We start from the raw sequence: 25,011 nt of genomic DNA on the forward strand, positions 1-25,011 counted from the left end.
GCAAGACAAGAGGAGTTGTCAAGAATGTGTCAACTAAGTTTACATGTGGTTCATCTGGTTTTGGTTACAAATATAACACTAAGAAGTGAAGTGTGTTCATGTATGTATAATAAATTACTTTATAATTTCGATTAAGTAACTTCATAGGACTATCCTATAATTTGTAGTAGAATAAAGAGAGGAATTTCGCAAACCACACCATAATAAAAGAAAAGTAAACTTTTTAAAGGTTTACGCCCTAGAAACGAGGGAGGTGCAAGTATGCAAAAAATGAAAACAAACAAAAACGATGTGCTTAAAGAGTTGGCACAGTTGAATCGTGACGAGCTTTTTGAACGTTTAAACACGAGTTTTACGGGTTTGAACGCTGAACAGGCTGAGGAACGCTTAGACGAATACGGACCGAATGTGGTTGCAAGTCAGCAACCCGTTCCATGGTATATTATTCTGCTCCATGCTTTTAAAAATCCATTTGTTTTTGTTCTTGCTTTTTTGGCGGTTGTTTCCGCATTGACAGGAGATATGGAGGGCGCACTTTACATGTTGCTCATGGTTACCGTATCTGCTGGTGTTAGTTTTGTACAGGAATACAAGTCACAAAAAGCTTCAATCGCTTTACATGAGATGATTGAAAATACCACAAATGTTAAACGTGGAGCGGAAAATTTTGAAATCCCAATGGACGAAGTTGTTCCAGGAGATATTATTCAACTTCAAACGGGAGATATGATTCCAGCAGATGCTATTCTGCTCTCACACCGAGATCTCTTTATCAATCAAGCCTCTTTAACCGGTGAATCTTTCCCAGTCGAGAAGCGTTTGCCGGAGGATTTAGATGAAGATGAGCAAATTGATTGGGAAGTTACGTCAGCACTTGATGCTCCAAATGTTCTCTTTATGGGAACAGATGTCTTATCAGGAAATGGTGAGATTTTAATCGTTAAAACTGGTGCTTCTACCATGTTCGGTGATATTGCCAGTAAAGCTACAGCAACAAAGGTTGAATCCGCTTTTGATAAAGGATTGAGCCGTGTAAGTCGCCTTCTATTGACTTTAGTTGCGATTATGTTCCCAGTTGTTTTAGTTTTGAACTGGGTAACAAAAGGCGATTTCGAAACATCATTCTTCTTTGCCATCGCCGTAGCTGTCGGTCTTACACCTGAAATGCTGCCCATGATTGTCAATGCGAACTTGGCTAAAGGTGCAGTGGCTCTCAGTAAAGAAAAAGTCATTGTAAAAAATCTATCTGCTATCCAGAATCTAGGTTCGATGGATATACTTTGTACAGACAAGACAGGCACAATTACAGAAGACCGTGTCGTTATGGTTGAATATGTAAATTCTCGTGGCAATAAGGCAGATGAAGTATTAAATTCCGCTTTTATCAATTCTAACTTCCAAACCGGTTGGAAAAATCTGATGGACGTTGCTGTCATTGACTATTTCAAAAAATTGGGCCGTGAATTGCCTGATGAAAATATTACAAAAGTAGATGAGATTCCTTTTGATTTCTCACGTCGTCTTTTATCTGTCGTTGTAAAAACCGATAATAAAAACTTGATGGTCACAAAAGGTGCCGTTGAGGAGATGCAAGCCATCTGTACACATGTAATGGAAGACGGGAAACGTGTTGAAATTACGGAAGAACGTTTAGCAGAGATGAAAGAAGTCAACCGTGAAATGAATATGCAAGGCATGCGTGTCTTAACTATTGCTGAACGAATCATTTCAGATGATGAACTAGAAGACTTTGACTCTGATAGCGAGCGTGATATGACACTTGTCGGATTTATCGGTTTCCTAGATCCGGCTAAAGAATCTGCTGCTAAAGCAATCAATAGTTTACAAAATCACGGTGTAACTGTAAAAGTGTTGACAGGTGATAATGCCATTGTAGCGCAAAAAGTTTGTGAAGATGTTGGAATTCCGGTTGATCGTTATTGTATCGGAAGTGAAATTGATCTTATGGATGATGAAGAACTGTTCAATACAGCTATGGAAGTACACCTTTTTGCAAAATTAAATCCAATGCAAAAGGCACGAATTATTGAACTTATTCGTAAGGTTCACACGGTTGGTTTTATGGGAGACGGAATAAATGACGCCCCAAGTTTACGTGCGGCAGATATCGGGATTTCAGTTGACACTGCAGCTGATATTACTAAAGACGCCTCAAATATCATTCTGCTCGAGAAAAGTTTACAGGTTTTGGAAACTGGTGTCACTGAAGGACGTAAAGTCTTTACAAACATGATGAAGTATATTCGTATCACTTTATCCTCAAACTTTGGGAATGTCTTTTCAGTTTTGGTGGCTAGCGCCTTTTTACCTTTCTTGCCAATGCTCAGTTTACAAATTTTAACTTTGAATCTGATTTATGACATGAGTCAACTTTCAATCCCTTGGGATAATGTTGACGAAGAAGACATTGCACGTCCAGTGAAATGGCAAACTAAAGGTCTTGCCCGTTTTGCATTTATTGTTGGACCCGTGTCTTCTATCTTTGACATCATCACTTTCCTTGTATTGTGGTATGTCTTTGGCTTCAATACAGTTGCCCATGCTAACCTTTTCCAAGCAGGTTGGTTTGCAGTCAGCTTAGGTACACAAGCTTTGGCTTTCCATATCTTGCGTACCAAAAAAGTCCCCTTCTTGCAAAGTCGTCCTTCATTGCCAGTCATTCTTTCCACAATTGGCGCATTTGTCGTTGGCTTTACATTGATTTTAAGTTCATATGGATCAATTATTGACTTAGCACACTTGCCTGTTCAATTCTTCTTCTACTGGGGTCTAATTATCCTTGCTTATCTCTTATTGTTACAGTTTGTCAAAAATGTGTACTACAAGAAATAAAACTAATAAAAAAAGCTTTACCATTATGGTAAAGCTTTTTTTATTAGTTTTTGTCTTCGAAATGCTTCACTAGTTGGCCAGTAACATCCGTTTCTAGCATCCGATGGATTTGACGAATCGTTGAAACAATGGCCTCAGGACTAGAATTACCGTGAGCCTTGATAACAGGAGCTTTGACACCTACTAAAGCTGCACCGCCCGCGCTATCGGTACTCATCGTGTCTTTGAGTTTGCTGAGTTCTTTTTTCACAAGAGCACCACCGATTTTAGTGGTGAAGCCTCCATTCATGATACCGTTTTTGATTTGACGCATCAGAACACTTGCAGTACCTTCGATAGCTTTAAGCACAGCGTTTCCCGTGAAACCATCAGCGACAACGACATCAGCTGCTCCAGTCAAGATGTCACGCGATTCAATATTACCAATAAAATTAATATCTTCAATATTTGAGAGTAAAGCATGCGTTTCTTTAATCATCGTTGAACCTTTTGATTCTTCAGAGCCGTTGGAGAGAAGTGCTACACGAGGATTTTTAACACCACGTACATTGGCCGCATAGTAGCTTCCTAAAATAGCAAAGTCAGCCAGATGTTCAGGTTTATTTTCAGCGTTAGCACCTAAATCTAACATATCGAAACCTGTACCATCTGCAGTAGGAAGTGTACTCATAAGAGCTGGCCGGTCGATCTGTTTGATGCGACCGACAATAAATAAGCCAGCAGCAAGCAGAGCTCCAGTGTTTCCTGCAGAAAGAACAGCATCAGCTTCACCATCTTTGACTGCTTTAACCGCACGGACGAGAGAGCTATCTTTTTTCTTGCGGATAGCTTTTACTGGCTCATCGTGGAAGTCGATAAGCTCAGTTGTTGCGATGATTTTTACGTTTTTTTCATCCTCTAAATGTGCTTTAATTGCTTCAGGTTCTCCGTAGAGCTGAAACTCAATATTTGGAAATTCTTTTTTTGCTAAATTAATTCCTTTAACGATTGACTCGGGTGCAAAGTCGCCACCCATAGCATCAATTGCGATTCTCATAGTGTATCCTCCGATAATTTCTCTGTTCAATTATAACGAAAATCTTTTGTTTTAGCCAATATGATTGAGGCTGAAAACAGTCAAAAGAGTATGAGGCAAGGCTCATACTCTTGATTAATGTGCCAAAATGGCTTCGAGCTCAGTTAAGACAGCTGCGTCGCGATTGTGACCGATAACCTTATCGGAAATTTTCAAAACCTCCGGAATAGCATTCTCAACGGCTACAGCGGTACCTGCTAATTCCAGCATTTCTAAGTCATTGCTTTGATCTCCAAAAGCTGTAAGTGACTCTGGACTTGATTGGAGGTGTGTGAGCAAGTGTGAGAGGCCTGTAGCCTTGCTGATTCCAGCTGACATGATGTCAATAGAGCGGAAGCCGGTCGTTGTTGCACGAATATCGGTCATTTGTGCATTTATCCAGTCTTCACATTCGCGGATTTGTTCTGGTGGAAACTCCACACAGACTTTTAAGATTTCATCTTCAATATCATGGACAGATTGTACCAATTTTAAATCAGAATAATAGAGATTGGCAAATTCGACAAATTGTGGATCGGCTGTTTGAAGTGCATAAGCACCGTTGAGTCCTGAAAAGAGAACAACATCACGATGCATGTGTGGATTTTGACGTACAAGTTCAACGAGTTTGCTGGCCTTATCTTGACCTAAGATACTGCTGTAGAGAATCTCGCCTTGGTATTTAACCAAGGCGCCATTTTCCGCACAGAAAGCGACTTGGTCTTGGAACTCGTCAAAAAGTTCTTCTAAAGCCAAGAGTTGACGTCCGCTTGCTGCACAAAAAAGATAATTTCTTTTTTTAAATTCTTTCAAAATATCACGTAGACGACTTTTATCGTAGGCACGGTTTTCGTCGAGAAAAGTGCCATCCATATCTGTCGCAAATATTTTCAATTGATTACTCATCTTGTCTCCTTATTAAAAATACTCCGCTTCAAGATAGTCTTGGCGGAGCAACAATTTATTCTTTTAAAGTTGATCTTAATCTTCAGACCAAAGTTCTTTCACTTTAGCTTGGACTTCGTCATTAGCCAAGAAGTCATCATAAGTTTCTCCAATACGATCAATGACACCGTTCTTAGAAATAACAACGATATGATTTGCTAACGTATTGATAAATTCATGGTCATGTGAAGCAAAGATAATGCTGCCTTTGAATTTTTTCAGTCCGTCATTAAGTGCAGAAATTGACTCCAAGTCCAAGTGATTAGTTGGATCATCAAGAACTAAAACATTTGCACGTTGCAACATCATTTTAGAAAGCATAACACGAACTTTTTCTCCCCCTGAAAGGACAGAAACAGACTTGAGAGACTCCTCGCCTTTGAAGAGCATACGTCCCAAGAAACCACGGAGGTAAGTATTGTCATCCTCTTCTTTAGTTAAGACAAATTGGCGGAGCCAATCCAAGATAGATTCGTCTGTCGCAAAGTCACGGCTGTTATCTTTTGGAAGATAAGAACGTGATGAAGTAACACCCCATTTAATTTCACCTGTGTATTCGATATCGCCCATCAAGGCACGAATCAAAGCAGTTGTTTGGATATCATTTTGACCGATAAAGGCAGTTTTGTCACCAGGAGCTAAGATAAAGCTGATGTTGTCAATGACTTTTTCCCCATCGATTTCGACGGACAAATTATCTACACGGAGTAAGTCATTCCCGATTTCGCGTTCTTGATCAAAACCGATGAAAGGATATTTACGAGAAGAAGGTACAAAGCTTTCCACTTCGATTTTATCCAACATTTTCTTACGTGATGTGGCTTGTTTTGATTTAGAAGCATTGGCCGAGAAGCGGGCGATGAAATCTTGCAGCTCTTTAATTTTTTCTTCAGCCTTACGATTTGCATCTCCTTGCAGACGAAGGGCAAGCTCAGAAGATTCTTTCCAAAAATCGTAGTTACCAGGATAAAGTTTGATTTTGCCGTAATCCAGGTCAGCCATATAAGTACAAACGTTATTGAGGAAGTGACGGTCATGGGATACAACGATAACGGTGTTTTCAAAGTTGATAAGGAAGTCTTCAAGCCAGTTGATCGCTTGAATATCCAAACCATTAGTTGGTTCGTCCAAGAGAAGGACGTCGGGTTTACCGAAAAGAGCGCGTGCCAGAAGGACCTTAACGTGTTCGCCAGAAGTCAGATTTGCCATGAGATCATAATGTTGCTCAGTCTTAATGCCTAAGCTTTGAAGCAGTTGAGCTGCTTCGGCTTCGGCTTCGTAACCGCCCATTTCACCAAACTCCGCTTCGAGTTCAGCAGCACGCATTCCATCTTCATCCGAAAAGTCTTCTTTCATGTAGATGGCATTTTTTTCTTGTGCGATGGCATAGAGCTTTTCATTACCCATCATAACAACATCAAGCGGTGTTTGATCTTCATAGTCATAGTGATTTTGACGGAGGACAGACATACGCTCGTTTGGTCCCATTGAAACGTGACCAGTTGTGGGTTGGATTTCACCATCCAAGATTTTTAAAAAAGTTGATTTACCGGCACCATTGGCACCGATTAAACCATAGCAGTTTCCTGCCGTAAACTTGATGTTAACGTCATCAAAAAGCTTGCGGTCAGAAAATTGTAATGAAACATCAGAAACTGTAAGCATGGATATATTTTTCTCCTAGAGTATATTGATTTATAAAAGTTAACTTTTATAAAGGTTATCGCCCTATTCTATCATATTTTAAGTCTTTTTGAAACAGCATAATTTGGGATAAAGTGCACTTTTAGTTTTATTTCAGTGTGGCTTTAGCCTAGCTTAAGTCGTGTCCATTATAATATCTTTATTCCAATAAAATTTTTCATAAAACCTACTCCTAAATGCAGAAAATGTCTGAGTGAACTCAGGCATTTTTTGTTTTTTTGATTATGATATAATGATGAAGAAATGGATATAGAACATTATAAAGATTTGGCTCTGCAAAAAAAGAAGGAGCATAAGAAATTTTTGGGCAACTTAAAAAAGAAAGCACCCAAAAACCTAGATTACATTGTAAAAGAAACACATGATGAAGTTTTTGCTGAAATCGATTGTACGGCTTGTGCTAACTGCTGTAAGAGCTTAGGTCCACTTTTTACAGAAGCTGACATTACCCGTATTTCGAAGTATCTGCGCATGAAGGCGGCCGATTTTGAAGCCCAATATTTACGCATAGATGAGGATGGTGATAAGGTTTTTCAAACGATGCCTTGCCCCTTTCTTGGAAGTGATAATCTTTGCAGTATTTACGAGGTTCGTCCTAAGGCCTGCCGTGAATTTCCCCATACAGATCGAAAAAAGATTTATCAAATCAATAATCTGACCTTGAAAAACACAGTGACCTGTCCAGCGGCTTATCTTTTTGTAGAAAAACTGCGGAAAAAAATAGAATAAAAAAGCCTTTGGGCTTTTTTATTTGTAGTAATTTTTTATTGCTTCTAAGAAATACTCTGGAAGTTGTGCGTGTTTTTGGTTGTAATTGCTACGGAAGCGAGGATCCTCAACATACATTTGCCCTAAGCCAATATGTGCTTCCGGAGCGATAGTTTCTTCGGGCCAAAAGAGTTCCAGGATTTCTTTATGGAGGGTAATAGCTTGTTTGGCGAGATTATCATCATTGTTTTCATAAGCTTCTTCCAACATGTGAATCATTTTTTCGTGGGATTTTTGCCAATGTTTGATTTTGGCTTGATCGGCTTGGGCATATTTTTGATATGACTTATCGACGCGCTCACTGCCCCATTTTAGACGGATTTCAGCGCTATATTTATCTTCGTTTTCTTTCAGTTGCGTACTCTTGAGAAGTTCAAATTCTTGTTCATTCATGTGGTAATCTCCTTTTTCTAATTTGTGTGACAGATGCTCAATCAATTTTTCAAGGTGCTTGAGTTGATCATTTAAGCGCATCAAATGTTGGCTTAAAGTTTTCTTTTCATCTTGATCTTGTGAGAGGATATTTTTGATTTGATCAAGCGGTAAGTCCAACTTTCTTAAGCTCATGATATAAAAAATTTGGGCAATATCTTGTTCAGAATATAAACGATAATCGTTTTGGTCTCTCGCTGGGGCCAGAAGTCCAACAGACTCCCAATGGCGCAAAGTTTTGGAGGTTAAACCTGTCATTTTCGTGATAGCTTTAATATTTTGCATAACGCTCCTTTCATTGATACTAATATTATATATCTTGACCTTAGGTCAAGGTCAAGGAAAAAATAAAAAAACTCATAAAAATATGAGTTTTTTATTTTGATTAGTGGAAGAGATGGCTCCGTTGGGTCATTTCTGAGATCTTTTTAGAGGTTTTTTCGAGATGTGGGAAGAATATAAGCCCAGCGACTAAAAAGACAATAGAAACGGCTACGAGGATGATGATGGCAAGCCAAGCGTTTGGCCAATAAATACCACCAGCAGATTCTCGTAAGAGGTTGACCGCATGGGTAAACGGCAAGTAAGGGTTAATCGCTTGGAAGAATTTACCAGAGACTTGAATAGGGTAGTTCCCGCCCCCACCGGAAATAGAGAGGACCAAGATAATAATGGCAATCCCTTTCCCGATATTTCCAAACAAAGCTACTAGAACATAAACCATGATCATAAAGGTTATAGCAATCAGTAAGGCAAATAAGACACTATAAACAGGATTACGTACGTCTACACCAAGGCCAAAATAGTTCCCAAGGGTAACGATAAGCGCTTGTCCTAGTCCCATCACGATGAAAGTAAGCATACGTGCTGAGAATTGTTCACGTTTAGAGTAAAGCAGTTTATCTTTGCCTTCTAAGTGGAAGCCGGTGACAGCGACACTAGAGAAGAGGACAGCGCCAACCCACAAACAAAGAGCAGTATAGAACGGTGTGCTGGCTGAACCGTTATTTGCGATTGGATAGACTGCATTTTCTTGGACCTCAACAGGTTGTGTCAGGAAGTCACTTTCTTTCGTCGCATCAAGTTTTAGTAGTTTTACAATTTCGCCTAAATCAACTTCTTTTTCACCTTTACGAATAGCATCAGCTGCTTTACGAATTCCTGTTTTGATTCCTGGCCAGTCATTGACGATAAGGTCATTTGCTTGGTTCAAGGCTTTTTCAAGATCAGGCATTTTTTGGTTGACTGTACCCAAAGTTTCTGTCAAATCTTTACGAATACCCGGGTAATCATTTTTGACAAAATCAGCGGCTTTATCAAGTTTTTGCTCCACAACTGGCAATTCATTTTGATAAAGTGAAGCACCTTTATTAATTGCGTTGACAATAGTGTTCATATTGCCGTTAAGCATAATGTTGGCATCGTGAACTTCTTGCTTAATCGCAGGCATTTCTTTTTGATACTTTTCAAGCAAGGTAATCGCATTAGAAACCGTCTTACTTGTTGAGCTGAGCAAGGATTCAAAATCAATAGCTTGGGCTTTTGTTAGGAGACCTTGGGCATTTTTGATGGTATCGATAAGTTGGGTGAGGACGTTTTGCACTTTTGCGGTTATATCTTGAACATCTATTTGGCTAACAAGACCAGAAATGTTTTTTGCTAGGTCATCAATTTGATCTAAGTAGGCCTCAATAGAAGAAATATCTCCAGCTTGAACAAATTCATTAACCTTACCTAATCTAGTACTGATGTCTCCTAATAGCGCACTTAAATCGTTCAAGTTTTTAATAGCGGCATCAAATTCATTATTACCAGTACTCTCTTGGGCTTTTTGTAGAAAATCAATGAGATTTCTGATTGCCTCTTGTTGTTGGGGAACGCTTGCTTGATAAGCTTTGACTAGACTATCAATTTTGGCCTTTTCATCATCAGTGAGTTGCCCATCCTCAATAGCTTGTCTTATAGTAGTAACAATAGAAGAAGTACTGTCAGCCACATTTTGCAAAGCTTTTAAAGTCACTTCTACACTACTTGTAATACTTGGCAAAGCATTTTGAAGTTGCGTTGCACCGTCCAAAGTAGTAGAAGCCAGCTCATTGGCTTGATTGCCAAGTTTACGAATATCTGGCAAGGCAGTTTGGACTTGTTGAATAATAGTCAAGCCTTGTTTGGCTTCTTGGATACCCTCATTCATGGTTTGCTCAACAGAGGCAAAGTCATTGTCAATCATTGCGATCTGTTTACCAGCATTTTGAATTTCGGGGATTTTTTCTTGCAAGGTCATAATAATTGCAAGCTGATTTTTCACAGTAGGCATGCTGTCGTCCAATTGGACCACTTTCTGACCAAGTGCATCAACCTCAGGCAAATAGTCAATAAACTCATTTGCCTTAGCGAGCTTCGCTTTCAAATCAGGCATTTTGCCATGTAAATCAACGACTTGCTGAGTATATTGGTCAATTGTATCTAAATTATCGTTAGTAGATAAGATAGTGTTTTTAATTTTCTGGATGCTGACCATGTTTTTATCAATGTCATATCCGATATCATTAAAGGTTTTAAGCAGTGTGCTACTTACCGTTTTAATAAATTCTTCGGAAATTTGACTTTGTAATGAAGACGCACCTTTCGAAGTAATTTTGGGGGCAATAGCATTTATTTTTTCATTGATGGAATAAACGATTTTAGGCTTCTGGATATCCCCTGTGGTAAAGCTAAGCAAATTTTTAGAGAAATCCGCTGGCAGATAGATACCTGCATAGTACTTACCAGATTTGACACCCTTATCCAACTCCTGTTTAGAGTCAACAAACTTCCAACCGAGTTGTTTGTTTTCTTTAAGATTTTTCAGGACTTCGTCACCGATATTAATCGATTTGTCTTGGAATTTCTCTGTTCGGTCATCACTATAAACCGCTATTGGGAGCTGTGAAGTATTCGCATAAGGATCCCAAAGGGCTTTAATATTAAACCAAGCATATAAGGATGGAATAAACATCAAAGCAATCACTAAAAAGATTGCTATTGGATTTTTAAAGATACGCTTCCAATCCAGAATAAATAGTTTCCCAGTATTTTTTATATGTTTCACATATTCTCCTCTTTTAGTAAATCTAAGGCAGTTTTAATTTTTGTTATCAGCTAATCAGAGCCATCAACAGTTCAGAAATTTGTTCTGGTGTTTCTTTCCGTTTACGACGAATCCAAGCTTGAGTTAAACCGAAAATGGCATTAGCATAATAAGTTGTGGTGTAGATACTTTCCAACTTGTCCAGTTTTTCACGCTTAGGGTTTTGTGGCAGGATTGAACGTGCCAAAATATTTTTCAGTTGGGCTTGCATGAACTGATGGATTTCTTTACTGCCATTTTCTGAAAATAAAGCAGCATAAATCTCGTTGTTATCAAGGAACTCATAAGTTTCTAACATGGTTTTATGAAGATCGCCATTATTTTTTTCAAAGACATACTCGATCGTATTAAACAAGGTTTTTTGGTATTGGTCAATCATATCATACTTGTCTTGGTAATGCGTATAAAAGCCGCTTCGGCTGATTTTAGCAACCTTCACAAGCTCAGTTGTTGTGATATGATCGAACGATTTTTCCTGTAAAAGTTGTGTTATTGCGTCGCGAAGTTTTGATTTCGTACGTTCTTTTCTATTTTCCATAAATCCTCCTCTATTACTAAAATATAAAAGAACAACGTGTCTATAATTAGCAAAGATTATCATTACAACCCTTATTGAGTTTACGATATGCAATTATAGCACAAAATGGACGGAGCGTCTATAATTTTGCGTTAAAATTTTGATTTTTTTAAGAAAGGGATTTCATATTAAAGAATATTATTACTATAGAAGAAAAAGAGCAAAAAACCGCATGAGGCGGTTTTAAACTAATCAGGAAAAGGATAACTTATGATGGAAAGAGAATCATAAGTTTGAAAATATAAAGTACGGCTATTCAAATCTACCGCACTGCGATAAACAGTATAAGTATCTGAACGTCCATCAGACTTGGGCACAGTGACAGCATTTAAAATGTGCCAAATTTCACTGATATTCTGTTGTTCATCAGCAGGCAGAATTGCACGTTCTTTAAGAATTGTGGCACGGATGAAGCGCGAGGTTGGGGTAAACCCTCCTGGAAAAACAGGCTTCCCACTGAAATCCCCAGTTGAAATACGGTTAGGTGCTAAGGGTTGAGTAGTTAGATCCATATAATCTTGTAACTTGAGGATTTCACGTTCAAATTTAGGAGCATTTGTGACCACACCGATTGTATTTTCGATAATCTCAAAACTGCCATTGCGTGGTTCAATATTAATCATACGACCTGTTGGATCGACAGCGGAGAAGTGCAAATCACTCCGGCCAAATTTATAATGCGAAAAGGTGTCGCTCATGAGTTGGACACTTTCAAGTTGGTTTATCAAATCGGCTACCGAACGACAGTTTCCTAAAGCCCAAGTGACAAATTCAAAAGGCGCGAGCTGTAATTTGTCCTCATGAGCATATTCAGCGTATTCTGAGTGGTTAGAAAAAGTAAGTTTTTGGACAGAGAGTCCAAAATTATTAACGCCATCTGAGATATCCGCATGCAAATCCGGAATATTTCGTCCTACTCCTAATATAGTATAAACATTGGAGATATTCCTGTTATTATAGACACTTTTCCACTGGTAATTTTGTGGTAGAACGAGAGCTTCGGGGATAAAGCTATGCCAATCCATTGTTCTTGCGAAGACGATGCTTTCATCAGCAGCTTGCATTTTTATACTTGTACACATATTTCTATTCTAGCAAAAAAGTTTTCCTAGCTTCGGATAAATGTCTTATTGACGGACTAGGAAATATAGTTCTTCGTGTTTTCTTAGAATAAAGATAAATTATAGCAAAAGCCGAACATTTGGTGATTTAGTTTCGTATAAGGTTGGCTGAGCCTTGAATCACAATTTTTAAAGTGATAAACTGTCTAAAAGCAAATAAAGTCAGGCAGAGATCTGGCATTTGGAGGAATTGAATATGAGAACACACACATCGGCACATCCCAAGGCTGTGAGCGCCTATCAAGTCAAGGTAGGAACCTTGGTTTCTGCTGGATTTGGTTTAGAAAACATGGATATCATGTTTCTTTCATTCGCACTATCGTCAATTATTGGCGAATTTGGTCTAACAACGACCGAAGCGGGAGCACTTTCTACAGTAACTAACTTGGGGATGTTGCTGGGCGGAATTCTTTTTGGGATTCTGGCCGATAAATTTGGACGTGTAAAAATGTTATCCCTTTCGATCCTCATTTTTGGTCTCGCAACGGGCGCGATTTATTTCTCGCACAGTGTTACCTCGCTTTATATCTTACGTTTTATCGCAGGAATTGGTGGCGGTGGTGAATATGGGGTCGGAATGACTATTCTCGCTGAGAATTTCAGTAAGAAAAAACTGGGTCGAACTTCTTCGATTGTTGCCGTTGCGGGACAAGTTGGTGCCATGTGTGCAGCAATTTTGTCAATGAGTATCTTACCCACTTATGGTTGGCGTTTCTTGTTCTTGTTTGGACTTGTGCCAGTAGTTTTGACAGTCTTTATTCAAAAGCACCTGAAGGAAAGTGATTCTTTCAAAGCCATAAAAACTGAAAATAAGGGAAAAATTTCCGACTTATTTAAAACACGCCAATTGACACACCAAACACTTGTTCTGATGTGGATGGCGATCGTTCAAATCGCTGGTTACTTTGGTCTGATGAACTGGCTCCCAACAATTATGCAGAAAAAACTGAACTTAACAGTTGCTGGTTCATCATCATGGATGATTGCGACCATTATCGGTATGTCTTTAGGTATGCTGACTTTTGGGCAAATTTTGGATAAACTTGGTCCGAAAGTAGCTTTTGGTCTCTTCCTTATCGCATCGTCCTTGGCTGTTTATGTCTTGACCATTCCAACAACACTTGCATCTCTAACTTTAGTTGGTGCCGTCGTTGGTTACTTTTCAAATGGTATGTTTACAGGATATGGTGCCGTAGTTTCTCGTCTATATCCGCCAGAAGTACGTGCGACAGCAAATAATGTGATTATGAATACAGGACGCTGTATTGGAGGTTTTTCTTCAATAGTTATTGGCTTTATCTTGGCACATTACTCTATCATGACTGTTATGCTCTTCATCTCCGTGCTCTATATTTTAAGCTTCTTGGCTATGATGACGGTGAAGAATTTACGTGCAGGGGTGTACTGGTCGCTTTAATCTTGAATAATAAAAAATAGGAAAGCTTTCCCACATGATGTTGGGAAGTTTTTTTGTTTGTGAAGCTAGGTAAATAGTACCTTTTTAGTTTCAAGGAGGAGTATTCTCGAGAAACAAAAAACCGCCACAGCGGTTTAATATTATTTAACTTCTTTAAAAATAACGTGTTTACGAAGTTTTGGAGAGTATTTTTTCAATTCCAAACGGTCTGGGTTGTTACGTTTGTTCTTTTGAGTAAGGTAAAGACGTTCACCAGATTCTTTGTGTTCAAGTGTAATATTTACGCGCATAACTGTTCCTTTCTGACTTTTTTACTGTTTTTATTTAGCGTCTTTTACTTGGCGGCCTTTGTAGTAGCCTTTAAGTGAAACACGGTGTGAGTGACGGTAGTCACCAGTAGTTTCGTCAAAAGTAACAGTTGGAGCTGTCATTTTGTAGTGTGTACGACGTTTGTTTTTCTTAGATTTAGAAGTGTGACGTGCAGGTACTGCCATGGTTTGATTCCTCCGTAGATTTTTTCGTTTTGGATAAGCCCAAAAACGTACTTTACTATAATACACTAATCTTTTTCAAAAAGCAAGCTTTGTAAAGTATTTTTACTTGACGTTTTTTTAAGGTGGCTATTGGGTGAAAAAGTTCTATAGATAAAATGACAAAGACTTTTGACAGCTGTCTGGTTGGGAATATTCCCTGTTTTTTGCTAATATATAGTTAAGAATGTTGTAACTTATAAAATAAAAGCTCAGTTCTTCGGAATCAAAGTGCGACAAGGATTATTTTTCTATCCCGAGCAAATCAGTGTTCGATGAAAACTATTTTGAGTCAAACAGGGCAAAGTTTCAGGAAATTTATTTTATAAGGAGAAAACATGAAAAACTGGCAAAAACTTGTTTTAGTATTTTTCATAGCAGCTGCGTCTCTTTTGGCTCAGTTTGCTTTTAATGCACCTTTGATAGCACGATTTATCATCACTATTGCAGGTGGTATTTTAGCACTGTCAATGTTTATTGAGATGGTTAAAACACTGCGTAAAGGAAATTATGGTGTTGACTTACTCGCAATTACTGCGATCATTGCGACACTATTGGTAGGAGAATATTGGGCCTCATTAATCATTATTTTAATGTTGGTTGGAGGTGAAACGCTTGAGGATTACGCAGCGGGACGTGCCAATCGTGAATTGTCTGCCCTGTTGCAGAAAACACCAGATATTGCCCATGTCATGCAAGAGGGTAAAGTCGTCGACATGGACTTAGATGATGTTGAGATAGGGGCACATCTCTTGATTAAGCCTATGGAAGTTGTGCCTATCGATGGGGTTCTCCTTTCAGAAGCAGCTATTCTGGATGAATCCTCTGTCACGGGTGAAACTAAACCGAATGAGTTACAACAAGGGGATGAAATTCTTTCAGGTGCAATTAATGGCAGCTCCAGTATCGAAATCCGCACAAGTGTTGCAGCAAGTGAATCCCAATTTCAAAAAATCGTTGCTCTTGTTCGTGAAGCAGAAGCAACGCCGGCAAATTTTGTACGTTTAGCAGATCGTTACGCTGTGCCATTTACGATTATGGCCTACATCATTGCAGCTGTTGCTTACTTTATCTCTGGTGACCCTGTCCGTATTGCAGAAGTATTGGTGGTCGCAAGTCCATGTCCTTTGATTTTGGCTGCGCCCATTGCTTTTGTCTCAGGAATGAGTCGTTCCTCAAAAAATGGTTTTTTAATTAAAAATGGAACCATCATTGAGAAACTTGCAACAGCCAAGGCAATTTTCTTTGATAAAACGGGAACAATTACCGATGGTAAAATCGAAGTAGATGCCATTGTTCCAGCAGAAGGAATATCGCAAGAAGAGTTACTCAATATTGTTTACACCATCGAAAAATCTTCCACTCACATCTTGGCCAAGGCTGTTTCAAGCTATGCAGAGTCACATAATGTCCAAAGTCTTGCTTTAGAAAGCCTCAGTGAGGTTGCAGGATTAGGTGTGACAGGGCAAATCAATGGTCAATTAATTAAAATCGGGCGTGCAAGTTTTGTGGGCGCACCAGAGGGGTTAGATTTTGAAACAGCTTTTTATGTGTCACGTGATGGCCAATATATCGGTGCAGTAACCTTCTCAGATACTTTACGTGCCAATGCTCCCGCTGTGATTAAAGATTTACGTCAAGCAGGTTTTGAGAGCATTACGATGCTGACAGGGGATAATGCTCGTGTTGCCGATAAAATTGCAGCACAAGTAGGGATTACCGAGGTTTACAGTAGTATGTTACCAGAAGAAAAGCTTGCCAAAATCCAAGCTTCAACTATTCATCCAACGATTATGGTTGGTGACGGTGTCAATGATGCCCCAGCTTTAACGCTTGCGGATGTTGGTATTTCTATTGGGACTGGGAACAACACTGTTGCTAGTGAAGCGGCTGATATTGTACTTTTGAAAAATGATTTGTCCTCTGTAACAAAAGCAGTTCATATTAGTCGTGATACATTAACCATTGCGAAACAATCGGTTTTGATTGGGATTATCATTTGTGTTATCTTGATGTTAATTGCTGCTACAGGGCTTATTCCGGCAATTATCGGTGCTCTTTTCCAAGAGGTTATCGATGTTGTTTCGATTCTTTATGCTTTAAGAGCCTTGAAGGGATTTAAGAATAAGTAATAAAAAATCGTCAGTTTTGACGATTTTTCTTTTGGTTTTCGATCCATTTCTTACGTTCATTTAAGGCCCATTCGTATTTGCCCATCTTATCAGGGTGGAAGTAATCTGCTTTTCGCAGTTTATCGGGAAGATAATCCTGCTTCACCCAATGTTCTGGGAAATTATGTGGGTACTTATAACCCTCGCTCCGCCCAAGATCCTTAGCTCCCGCATAGTGCCCATCTTGCAAGTGCGCAGGAATGGGAAGATTTCCGTATTTTCCTAAGTCTCCTATTGCCGCATCCAGAGCCATATAAGCGGCATTGGACTTAGGGGAGAGGGCAAGGTCAATAACGATATTTGCTAGCGGTATCCTTGCCTCAGGAAACCCTAATTTTTCTGCAGCTTGTAAACCTAACATTGTATGAACAGCGGCTTCTGGATTGGCAAGACCGATGTCTTCATAAGCCATTACTGTCAATCTTCGTGCCAGACTTTGAAGGTCTCCACCTTCAATTAGGCGTGCAGCATAGTGTAAACTTGCGTTTACATCAGATCCGCGGATTGATTTTTGTAAGGCGCTAAGCAGGTCATAATGAGCATCGCCATCTTTATCAAAACTTAGTGCTTTACGTTGAAGTGAGTTTTCCATATCTTCCAGGGTTACATGATGGTTTTCGGAAGATAAGACGGCAAGTTCCAAAGCATTGTAAACCGCGCGTAAATCACCGTTGGTTGAGTGCGTGAGGAAGTAAAGAGCATCATCGTCAAGAGTAACAGGGAAGTTAAAGCCTCGTTCCGTATCTTCAAGGGCAAGGTTTACAGCATTCTGTAAATCATCACTTTCTAGAGGCTTTAACTCAAAAATCTGCACACGACTACGGATGGCAGGCACAACACTAAAATAAGGGTTTTCCGTAGTAGCGCCAATTAAGATAATTTGACCATTTTCTAACAGAGGCAGGAGAAAATCTTGCTTAGGTTTATCCAGACGATGAATCTCATCTAAGAGAAGGACCAGTTGTCCAGAAAATTCCGCCTCAGCGGCAATTTCTTGCAGTTTTTTCTTGCTGTCTGTTGTCGCATTAAAACTACGGAAAGCGGCATTCATCGTGCCAGCAATAGCAGAGGCAATGGAAGTTTTACCAATTCCCGGAGGACCGTAAAGAATCATGGAAGTCAAAAGTTTTGTTTCGACCATCCGGCGAATGATTTTTTTAGGGCCAACAAGATGAGATTGCCCAATAATCTCGTCAATATTACGCGGTCGCATTCGGCGAGCTAAATTTTGATGTGTCATATAAAGCGGTTCTCCTTACTACCTAGAGATAATAGGCGTAAATTAAGCTGTCAACATAGAGACCATCAATGAAATACTCTTTTTTGAGTCGCCCTTCAAGTTGAAATCCTAGACGCTCGTAGAGAGCTAATGCTGTAGGGTTGCTTGACATTGCATTGATGGTAATCTTTTCATATTTTTCGGTACGTGCTTCGTGGATAAGATGTTGGATAAGCTGAGTCGCAACACCTTTTCCTCTTGCTTCTTTTACAGTCATTACACCGAAAGTAATTACATGTGAACCAAATTCAGACTTATTACGGGGACCGTAATCTAAAACACCCAAAATAACACCCTCTTCTTCCGCAAGAAGATAACGTGTTCCCTTCAATATTTTCTTCATTATTTTTTCAGCAGAGCTGTTGATGACAAAGGGTGTGGATTTTAAAGTCCAGTTTTGATTTTCGATTTTAGCCACATAAGCGAAATCATGGGGTTCGATAGGTCTGATTTTCATATATTTCTCTCTAGAGATAATTTTTATTTCTGTTATAATTATAACAGAAAAGTATTACGACGTTTAAACTCCCAATTGCTATTTTAATTCGAAGCATTGGAGAGGAAATTGCTTGTAACAGAAAAAGAGGTAGAAAATGGCAAAGTACGGGTTTTTAGATATTTTAGATGAAGAATTGAGCAAGAATTTCAGTTATGATTTTGAGATAAATTGGGATAAAAGAAATTTCGCTGTCGAAGTTAGCTTCCTTTTGGAAGCTGCAAATCCAGAAGGCGTTGTTCTTTCGGATGCAGATGGTGTCGAGTCAGAAGAAAATGTACTTTATGAAGATGCTGTGATTTTTTATAATCCGAACAAGTCGAAGTTTTCAGAAGAAGACTATTTAGCAGGTGTGGCTTATTCAGACAAGGGCTTATCTCGTGAATATATTGCTTACTTTGTTGAGTTCTTACAAGAAACAGCGGATGAAGGTTTAGATGCTTTGATAGATTTCTTAAATTCCGATGAAGAAGAATTTATGCTTGAATTTGATCAAGAAAAATTTGAAAAAGGTTTGGAAAATCTTGAGGAGACAACTTTTTTCAAGTATCCTCGTTATTAATATAAGGAAGAGAATAGCAATAATATGAATAATTGGAACAGTATCACCGTACGCATCATTCGTGCAGCGGAAGAAGCAATCAGTAATATTTTAGTTGAAGCAGGATCAGCAGGAGTCGAAATTAACGACAGTGCAGATTATCTTAATCACAAGGACCTTTTCGGAGAAGTGCTTCCTCAGGTAGAACAGTCAGAAATGGTGGAAGTGACTGCTTATTATCCGGAAAATATGCCAATTACTGAGCTCAAGTCAGATATTGAACAAAAGGTAAATGCTTTAGCAGGAAGCTTTGACGTGACCAACGTTGAAGTACGTACAAATAATCTTGCAGAACAAGATTGGGCAGATGCTTGGAAAAAGTATTTTGAACCAGCTCGTATTACTCATGATTTGACGATTGTCCCAAGTTGGACAGATTATACTCCACAATCTTCAGCGGAGAAGCTGATTCGCCTTGATCCAGGGATGGCTTTTGGTACAGGTACGCACCCAACAACAAAAATGAGTCTTTATGCTCTAGAACAAATAATTCGCGGTGGCGAAACGGTCTTGGATGTAGGTACAGGTTCCGGTGTGCTCTCTGTAGCTAGCGCTTATCTTGGCGCAAGTGAAATTCATGCCTATGATATTGATGAAGTTGCTGTGCGTGTAGCACGTGAAAACATCGAGCTTAACCCAAATACGGATAAAATTTCAATCTCAGCCAATAATTTATTGGAGGGTATCGAGCAACAAGCAGAAGTTATCGTAGCAAATATCTTGGCAGATATTCTTGTACTTATGACTGACGACGCTTTCCGTCTCGTCAAAGATGAAGGTTATTTGATTATGAGTGGTATCATCGCTGATAAGGCAGATAAAGTTATTGCATCCGCAGAAAATGCTGGTTTCTTCCTTGAAACGCGTATGACTCAAGGTGAATGGAACTGTGTGATTTTCAAAAAGACAGAAAACCGTGAAGGGGTAATTGGCGGTTAAGTATGGCAAATCAATATTTTGTGTTCAAAAAGCAACCAGAAATTGGTGAAGACTTTACTATTGACGATAAGGCAGCTGTTCATCACATTTTTACAGTCATGAGGACGAGTGTGGGGGAGAAGATACAGCTAGTTTTTGAAGAGGGGAAAGTGGGCCTTGCCGAAGTTGTTTCTAGCGAGCTATGTACGGTACGTTTATTAGAGGTACTGGAAGTGCAAACGGAACTTCCAGTTCACATTACTGTAGCGCTTGGTTTCCCTAAAGGCGATAAATTAGAATTTATCAGTGAGAAGGCAACGGAACTTGGCGCAAGTGCAATCTGGGCTGCGCCCTTCAAATGGTCTGTGGCCAAATGGGACAGCAAAAAGCTTGCTAAAAAGAAGGAAAAATTAGATAAAATTGTATTGGGTGCTGCAGAACAATCTCGCCGTCAAATATTGCCAGAAATCTGTTTTTTTGAAAAACTGTCTGAACTGGTTGCTACATTTTCTCAATTTGACCAAGTTTTAATTGCTTATGAAGAATCTGCTAAAGCAGGGGAGCAAGCGAAGTTGGCTCAAAGTATGGCGAGTTTAAAACCAGGCCAAAAAGTTTTGCTGCTTTTTGGACCAGAAGGTGGTATTGCACCGGAAGAGATTGCGCTATTTGAACAAGCAGGTGCAGAGATTGTCGGGCTTGGACCGCGTATTATGCGTGCTGAGACAGCACCGCTCTACGCCTTGTCGGCCTTTTCAACTTACTTTGATTTGTTGAAATAAACCGAACAAAGAGACGAAAACTCGCGCTTTAAGGACTAAAAGCGTAAATTTATAGGCAGAAATGTGTTAGAATAGTAAAAATATATCAAGGAGGAAAGTGGAGCTACTTCACAGGAAATAAAATATGCCCTCAGAACCAAATCTTACCGGAGATCAAGTGGTTAAACTTGCTTCCGCATACATGAATGAAAAAGATATCTTGCTGGTACGTAAAGCTTTACAGTGTGCATCAATAGCTCACGCTGAACAGTATCGTGCAAGCGGAGAACCTTACATTATCCATCCTATCCAAGTGGCGGGAATTTTAGCTAAACTACAGCTTGATGCAGCAACTGTATCGGCAGGCTTTTTGCATGATGTTGTTGAAGACACTAACTTTATACAGTCAGACTTGGTGGAACTTTTTGGTGAAGAGATTGCGAATATTGTTGATGGAGTAACGAAGCTTGGTAAGGTAGAATACAAATCGCATGAAGAACAACTTGCGGAAAATCACCGTAAGATGTTGATGGCCATGAGCAAGGATATTCGAGTTATCTTGGTCAAACTTGCCGACCGTCTTCATAATATGCGCACTCTCAAAAATCTCCGACCAGACAAACAAAAACGTATTTCAAGTGAGACTATGGCGATTTATGCGCCGCTTGCACACCGCTTGGGTATTGGAAGCATTAAATGGGAACTTGAAGATCTCTCTTTCCGTTATCTTAATGAAACAGAGTTCTATCGTATCCGCGGCTTAATGAACGAAAAACGTGCAGCGCGTGAAAATTTAGTGGAAGAAGTGATTGAGAAGCTAAATGAGCGTATGAAAGATGCACAAGTTGACGCTGAAATCTATGGGCGACCAAAGCATATCTATTCTATTTATCGTAAAATGCACGATAAGAAAAAGCGTTTTGATGAAATTTATGACCTTATTGCCATTCGCTGTTTGACAAACTCGACAAGCGACGTTTACACGACACTAGGGTATATCCATGATTTATGGAAGCCGATGCCTGGGCGTTTCAAGGACTATATTGCTAACCCTAAAGCTAATGGTTACCAGTCTGTTCACACCACGGTTTACGGACCTAAGGGGCCGATGGAATTCCAAATCAGAACCCATGAGATGCATCAGATTGCTGAGTACGGGGTCGCAGCACACTGGGCTTACAAGCAAGGGCGTAAAGCTAAAGTTGACGTTCATGAGATTTCGGAAACACTAAATTGGATTAACGAATTGGTGGAACTTCAAGAACAATCAGGAGACTCCGCAGAGGAATTTGTTAAAGCAGTTCAGGAAGATATTCTTGGCGACAAAATTTATGTGTTTACACCAACAGGAGCAGTTCAGGAATTGCCAGCTGGCTCCGGTCCTATTGACTTTGCATATGCTATTCATACGCAAGTGGGAGATCATGCAACAGGTGCGAAGATTAACGAGCGGATGCAACCGCTGAATTATGTTCTGAAAACAGGCGATAAAGTAGAAATTATTACTTCTAAAACTTCATTTGGACCAAGTCGTGATTGGATTAAACTCGTTAAGACCAATAAGGCCCGTAACAAGATTAAGCAATTTTTCAAGAGCCAAGATAAGGAACTCTCTATTCACAAAGGCCGTGAAATGCTGCAAACGGAACTTGCAGAGAATGGTTTCACACCGAACCAATATTTGGATAAAAAACATCTGGACGAAGTACTTGAAAAATTAAGTTATCGGGACAGTGAAGCCCTGTTTGCTGCAGTTGGTTTTGGTGAAATATCAGCAACTTCTGTATTCAATCGTTTGACAGAAAGTGAGCGACGTAAAGTTGAGAAAGAAAAGCTGAAAGCTGAATCTGAACAACTAATGAAGGGCGAAGTCAAACGTGAAAACAAAAATAAAAATGTCATGAAAATTCGCCATGATGGTGGTGTGAGTGTTTCTGGCGTTGATAGCATGTTGGTGCATATCAGTAAATGTTGTAACCCTGTGCCAGGGGATAAGATTGTCGGCTATATCACTAAAGGTCGAGGGGTTTCCATCCACCGCGCAGACTGTAAAAATGTTCGCAGTCAAGAAGATTATGAAAAACGTCTGATTGATGTAGAATGGGATGATTCACAACACCTTACTAAAGAATACGTGGCCAATATCCATGTGTATGCGTTTAATCGTCCGAATCTGCTTAATGATATCGTTCAAGTGTTGTCTAATACAACAAAAAGTTTGATCTCAATTAATGCTCATCCAACAAAGGATAAAAAAATGGCCAATATCCATCTTTCCATTGGAATAAAAAATCTATCTGATTTGACTTTGATTGTTGATAAGATTAAGATGACACCAGATGTCTATAGTGTTAAACGGACCAATGGTTAATATAAAATAGCAAAAAACTGTCCTTTTGGATAGTTTTTTTGTTAAAATTAAATTATGAAAATAGTAATCCAAAGAGTTAAAGAAGCTTCAGTAAAAATTGAAAATAAAATCAGAAATCAAATCACATCTGGCCTATTACTTCTTGTCGCAGTAGAAGATTCAGATACAGATTTTGACTTAGATTATGCCGTACGCAAGATCAGTAAAATGCGTATTTTTTCAGATGAAAATGGCAAGATGAACTTATCTGTACAAGATATCTCTGGCGAAGTACTTTCTATTTCACAGTTTACACTCTATGCGGATATTCGCAAAGGAACGCGACCAAGTTTTTCGCAAGCGGGGAATCCAGCATATGCAGAAGCGATGTATCTTAAATTTAATGAAAAGCTTAACCAGATTGTCCCGACTAAAGCAGGAGAATTTGGTGCAGATATGGAAATCAGTTTAATTAATGATGGACCAGTAACAATAATTATTGATACAAAAAATGCGCGAAAATAGAAAGCAGAGGAAAATCGATGACAGTTAAAAATATCATTTTTGATCTCGGCGGTGTAATCCTTGATCTAGATTTTGAAAGAATGACGCAGCGATTCTACAAATTAGGTATTCCAGATTTCGAAGATTATTTCACCTTGAAAAAACAGGTGTATTTTTTCGAAGCTTTGGAGTTGGGACTCATTACACCAGAAGGATTTTGTGACCGTCTTCGAGAAGAAGCAAAAGTCGATGTGGATAATGAGGCGATAGAAGAAGCTTGGAATCTTATTTTGAAAGATTTTAGTTCAGAGCGGATGAATTATCTGGAAAGAATTTCTGAAAAATATAACATTTTTCTCTTTTCAAACACTAACAGTATCCATGCAAAATGTTTTGAAAAAAGATGCTTAGAGCAAACGGGAAGAACTTTGGAGTCTTACTTTAAACAGGTGTTTTATTCACATAGTTTACACCTGAGAAAACCAGATATGGTTGCATTTAAAGAGGTTTTAGAACGCTCTGGTTTACAGGCAGCGGAAACTTTGTTTATAGATGATAATTTAGCTAATATAGTAGGAGCACAGAAGGTGGGGCTCCAAACAATTCATCTCCAAAAGCCTCAGACCATTCTCGACTTAGAAATTGATTAGCGTCAGGTCAATTGATAAATAAAAACTCCAGAAGGAGTTTTTTTGCTTTTCTGACTAGCCAAATTGAAGTAAATAGTATAAAATTTATAAAGCTAAATATTTTTAGGAGTATTCTATCAGTTATGTTTTATATATTTTTACGCGGTTTAGTTCGCTTTTTACTTTTCATATTTAATGGTAAGGCTACATACCATCATACGGAACGCATTCCAGACAAGTCTGAGAATTATATTTTGGTAGCGCCACACCGCATGATTCTTGATCCTGTTTATATGGCTTTTGCAACACGTCCAAAACAGTTTATCTTTATGGCCAAGAAAGAGCTTTTTAAAAATCCTTTTTTTGCGTGGTGGATTAAAAAATGTGGGGCCTTCCCAGTCGATCGTGAAAATCCTGGACGTGAAGTCATTCAGTATCCAGTAAAGATGCTAAAAAAATCAGACAAATCTCTCATCATGTTTCCAACAGGTTCACGGCACTCCAACGAACTCAAAGGCGGTGTTACAATTATCGCTAAAATGGCTAAAGTTCGGATTGTTCCTGCGGTTTATCAAGGTCCTTTATCAATGAAGGGTATTTTTAAGCGTGAAAAAGTACAATTGAATTTTGGGGAACCTATTGATATTTCAGATATTAAAAAAGCAAATGCTGAAGGTATCGAAGAAGTAAATCGGCGTTTGGAAGCTGCATTTGCTCAACTCGATAAGGAAATTGATCCAAATTACAAATACGTTGCTAAATGATACAGCTGTA

At 39.0% G+C, this 25,011-nt stretch carries 22 protein-coding genes; 11 read left to right on the forward strand and 11 right to left on the reverse strand.

Going from position 1 to position 25,011, the window contains the following annotated elements; all coding sequences use genetic code 11:
- Positions 1 to 261: 261 nt before the first annotated feature.
- Positions 262 to 2,853 (forward strand): magnesium-translocating P-type ATPase, encoded by a 2,592-nt coding sequence (mgtA, locus tag J0J35_RS08805; RefSeq protein ID WP_206916671.1) that lies wholly within the window; start codon positions 262 to 264, stop codon positions 2,851 to 2,853.
- A gap of 43 nt (positions 2,854 to 2,896) precedes the next feature.
- On the opposite strand, the gene plsX is transcribed toward mgtA, so the two are convergent.
- From plsX to J0J35_RS08820, 3 genes are all read right to left on the reverse strand, one after another.
- Positions 2,897 to 3,889, reverse strand: a complete 993-nt coding sequence (plsX, locus tag J0J35_RS08810; protein ID WP_017368655.1) for a phosphate acyltransferase PlsX — start codon at positions 3,887 to 3,889, stop codon at positions 2,897 to 2,899.
- A 114-nt stretch (positions 3,890 to 4,003) separates the two neighbouring features.
- Positions 4,004 to 4,813 (reverse strand): Cof-type HAD-IIB family hydrolase, encoded by an 810-nt coding sequence (locus J0J35_RS08815; protein WP_019292104.1) that lies wholly within the window; start codon positions 4,811 to 4,813, stop codon positions 4,004 to 4,006.
- A gap of 75 nt (positions 4,814 to 4,888) precedes the next feature.
- Positions 4,889 to 6,517, reverse strand: coding sequence for an ATP-binding cassette domain-containing protein (locus J0J35_RS08820; RefSeq protein ID WP_014024105.1), 1,629 nt, complete (start codon positions 6,515 to 6,517; stop codon positions 4,889 to 4,891).
- A 282-nt stretch (positions 6,518 to 6,799) separates the two neighbouring features.
- On the opposite strand from J0J35_RS08820, the gene J0J35_RS08825 reads away from it, so the two are divergent.
- Entirely contained in the window at positions 6,800 to 7,285 is a 486-nt protein-coding gene (locus J0J35_RS08825) for a YkgJ family cysteine cluster protein (protein WP_019292105.1), read from the forward strand.
- Between the two features lie 18 nt (positions 7,286 to 7,303).
- Here J0J35_RS08825 and J0J35_RS08830 read toward each other — a convergent pair whose 3' ends face one another.
- From J0J35_RS08830 to J0J35_RS08845, 4 genes are all read right to left on the reverse strand, one after another.
- Positions 7,304 to 8,041, reverse strand: coding sequence for a MerR family transcriptional regulator (locus J0J35_RS08830; protein WP_206916673.1), 738 nt, complete (start codon positions 8,039 to 8,041; stop codon positions 7,304 to 7,306).
- Between the two features lie 100 nt (positions 8,042 to 8,141).
- The gene (locus tag J0J35_RS08835; RefSeq protein WP_206916675.1) at positions 8,142 to 10,847 is read right to left on the reverse strand and encodes a YhgE/Pip domain-containing protein; all 2,706 of its coding nucleotides are present in this window, start codon (positions 10,845 to 10,847) and stop codon (positions 8,142 to 8,144) included.
- Positions 10,848 to 10,893: 46 nt separating this feature from the next.
- The gene (locus J0J35_RS08840) at positions 10,894 to 11,424 is read right to left on the reverse strand and encodes a TetR/AcrR family transcriptional regulator (RefSeq protein ID WP_003133604.1); all 531 of its coding nucleotides are present in this window, start codon (positions 11,422 to 11,424) and stop codon (positions 10,894 to 10,896) included.
- 227 nt (positions 11,425 to 11,651) lie between these two features.
- On the reverse strand, positions 11,652 to 12,545 hold the full coding sequence (locus tag J0J35_RS08845) for a choloylglycine hydrolase family protein (protein ID WP_206916676.1): 894 nt from the start codon (positions 12,543 to 12,545) through the stop codon (positions 11,652 to 11,654).
- A gap of 235 nt (positions 12,546 to 12,780) precedes the next feature.
- Between J0J35_RS08845 and J0J35_RS08850 the strand changes: the two genes are divergently transcribed.
- Positions 12,781 to 14,001, forward strand: a complete 1,221-nt coding sequence (locus tag J0J35_RS08850; protein ID WP_165719196.1) for an MFS transporter — start codon at positions 12,781 to 12,783, stop codon at positions 13,999 to 14,001.
- A gap of 140 nt (positions 14,002 to 14,141) precedes the next feature.
- On the opposite strand, the gene rpmG is transcribed toward J0J35_RS08850, so the two are convergent.
- A complete protein-coding gene (gene rpmG, locus J0J35_RS08855) occupies positions 14,142 to 14,291 on the reverse strand; it encodes a 50S ribosomal protein L33 (protein WP_003135293.1) in 150 nt (49 codons plus the stop codon).
- A gap of 30 nt (positions 14,292 to 14,321) precedes the next feature.
- Entirely contained in the window at positions 14,322 to 14,495 is a 174-nt protein-coding gene (rpmF, locus tag J0J35_RS08860; protein WP_003135292.1) for a 50S ribosomal protein L32, read from the reverse strand.
- Positions 14,496 to 14,869: 374 nt separating this feature from the next.
- On the opposite strand from rpmF, the gene J0J35_RS08865 reads away from it, so the two are divergent.
- Complete coding sequence (locus J0J35_RS08865; RefSeq protein ID WP_165706294.1) at positions 14,870 to 16,663, forward strand: heavy metal translocating P-type ATPase; 1,794 nt, start codon at positions 14,870 to 14,872, stop codon at positions 16,661 to 16,663.
- Positions 16,664 to 16,673: 10 nt separating this feature from the next.
- Here J0J35_RS08865 and J0J35_RS08870 read toward each other — a convergent pair whose 3' ends face one another.
- Together J0J35_RS08870 and J0J35_RS08875 are read right to left on the reverse strand one after the other, a co-directional pair.
- Positions 16,674 to 17,942: a replication-associated recombination protein A gene (locus tag J0J35_RS08870; RefSeq protein ID WP_017368676.1), complete on the reverse strand. Its 1,269-nt coding sequence runs from the start codon at positions 17,940 to 17,942 to the stop codon at positions 16,674 to 16,676.
- Between the two features lie 22 nt (positions 17,943 to 17,964).
- Positions 17,965 to 18,438 carry a GNAT family N-acetyltransferase gene (locus J0J35_RS08875; RefSeq protein WP_019291933.1) on the reverse strand — a complete coding sequence of 158 codons (474 nt, stop codon included), beginning with the start codon at positions 18,436 to 18,438 and terminating at the stop codon, positions 17,965 to 17,967.
- A gap of 136 nt (positions 18,439 to 18,574) precedes the next feature.
- Between J0J35_RS08875 and J0J35_RS08880 the strand changes: the two genes are divergently transcribed.
- The 7 genes from J0J35_RS08880 (at position 18,575) to J0J35_RS08910 (ending at position 25,001) form a co-directional block, all read left to right on the forward strand.
- The gene (locus tag J0J35_RS08880; protein WP_017368678.1) at positions 18,575 to 19,039 is read left to right on the forward strand and encodes a DUF3013 family protein; all 465 of its coding nucleotides are present in this window, start codon (positions 18,575 to 18,577) and stop codon (positions 19,037 to 19,039) included.
- A gap of 24 nt (positions 19,040 to 19,063) precedes the next feature.
- A complete protein-coding gene (prmA, locus tag J0J35_RS08885; protein ID WP_019293238.1) occupies positions 19,064 to 20,017 on the forward strand; it encodes a 50S ribosomal protein L11 methyltransferase in 954 nt (317 codons plus the stop codon).
- 2 nt (positions 20,018 to 20,019) lie between these two features.
- Positions 20,020 to 20,775, forward strand: a complete 756-nt coding sequence (locus J0J35_RS08890) for a 16S rRNA (uracil(1498)-N(3))-methyltransferase (RefSeq protein ID WP_019293237.1) — start codon at positions 20,020 to 20,022, stop codon at positions 20,773 to 20,775.
- Between the two features lie 124 nt (positions 20,776 to 20,899).
- Positions 20,900 to 23,125, forward strand: a complete 2,226-nt coding sequence (locus tag J0J35_RS08895) for a bifunctional (p)ppGpp synthetase/guanosine-3',5'-bis(diphosphate) 3'-pyrophosphohydrolase (RefSeq protein WP_003133614.1) — start codon at positions 20,900 to 20,902, stop codon at positions 23,123 to 23,125.
- A gap of 54 nt (positions 23,126 to 23,179) precedes the next feature.
- Entirely contained in the window at positions 23,180 to 23,629 is a 450-nt protein-coding gene (gene dtd, locus J0J35_RS08900) for a D-aminoacyl-tRNA deacylase (RefSeq protein ID WP_019293827.1), read from the forward strand.
- A 17-nt stretch (positions 23,630 to 23,646) separates the two neighbouring features.
- Positions 23,647 to 24,258 carry an HAD family phosphatase gene (locus J0J35_RS08905; RefSeq protein WP_206916677.1) on the forward strand — a complete coding sequence of 204 codons (612 nt, stop codon included), beginning with the start codon at positions 23,647 to 23,649 and terminating at the stop codon, positions 24,256 to 24,258.
- A gap of 122 nt (positions 24,259 to 24,380) precedes the next feature.
- Positions 24,381 to 25,001: a 1-acyl-sn-glycerol-3-phosphate acyltransferase gene (locus tag J0J35_RS08910; protein WP_019291927.1), complete on the forward strand. Its 621-nt coding sequence runs from the start codon at positions 24,381 to 24,383 to the stop codon at positions 24,999 to 25,001.
- The last annotated feature ends 10 nt before the right edge of the window (positions 25,002 to 25,011 follow it).

This window comes from Lactococcus sp. LG606 (genome assembly GCF_017309645.1).
In the GTDB taxonomy this organism is placed as follows: domain Bacteria; phylum Bacillota; class Bacilli; order Lactobacillales; family Streptococcaceae; genus Lactococcus; species Lactococcus petauri.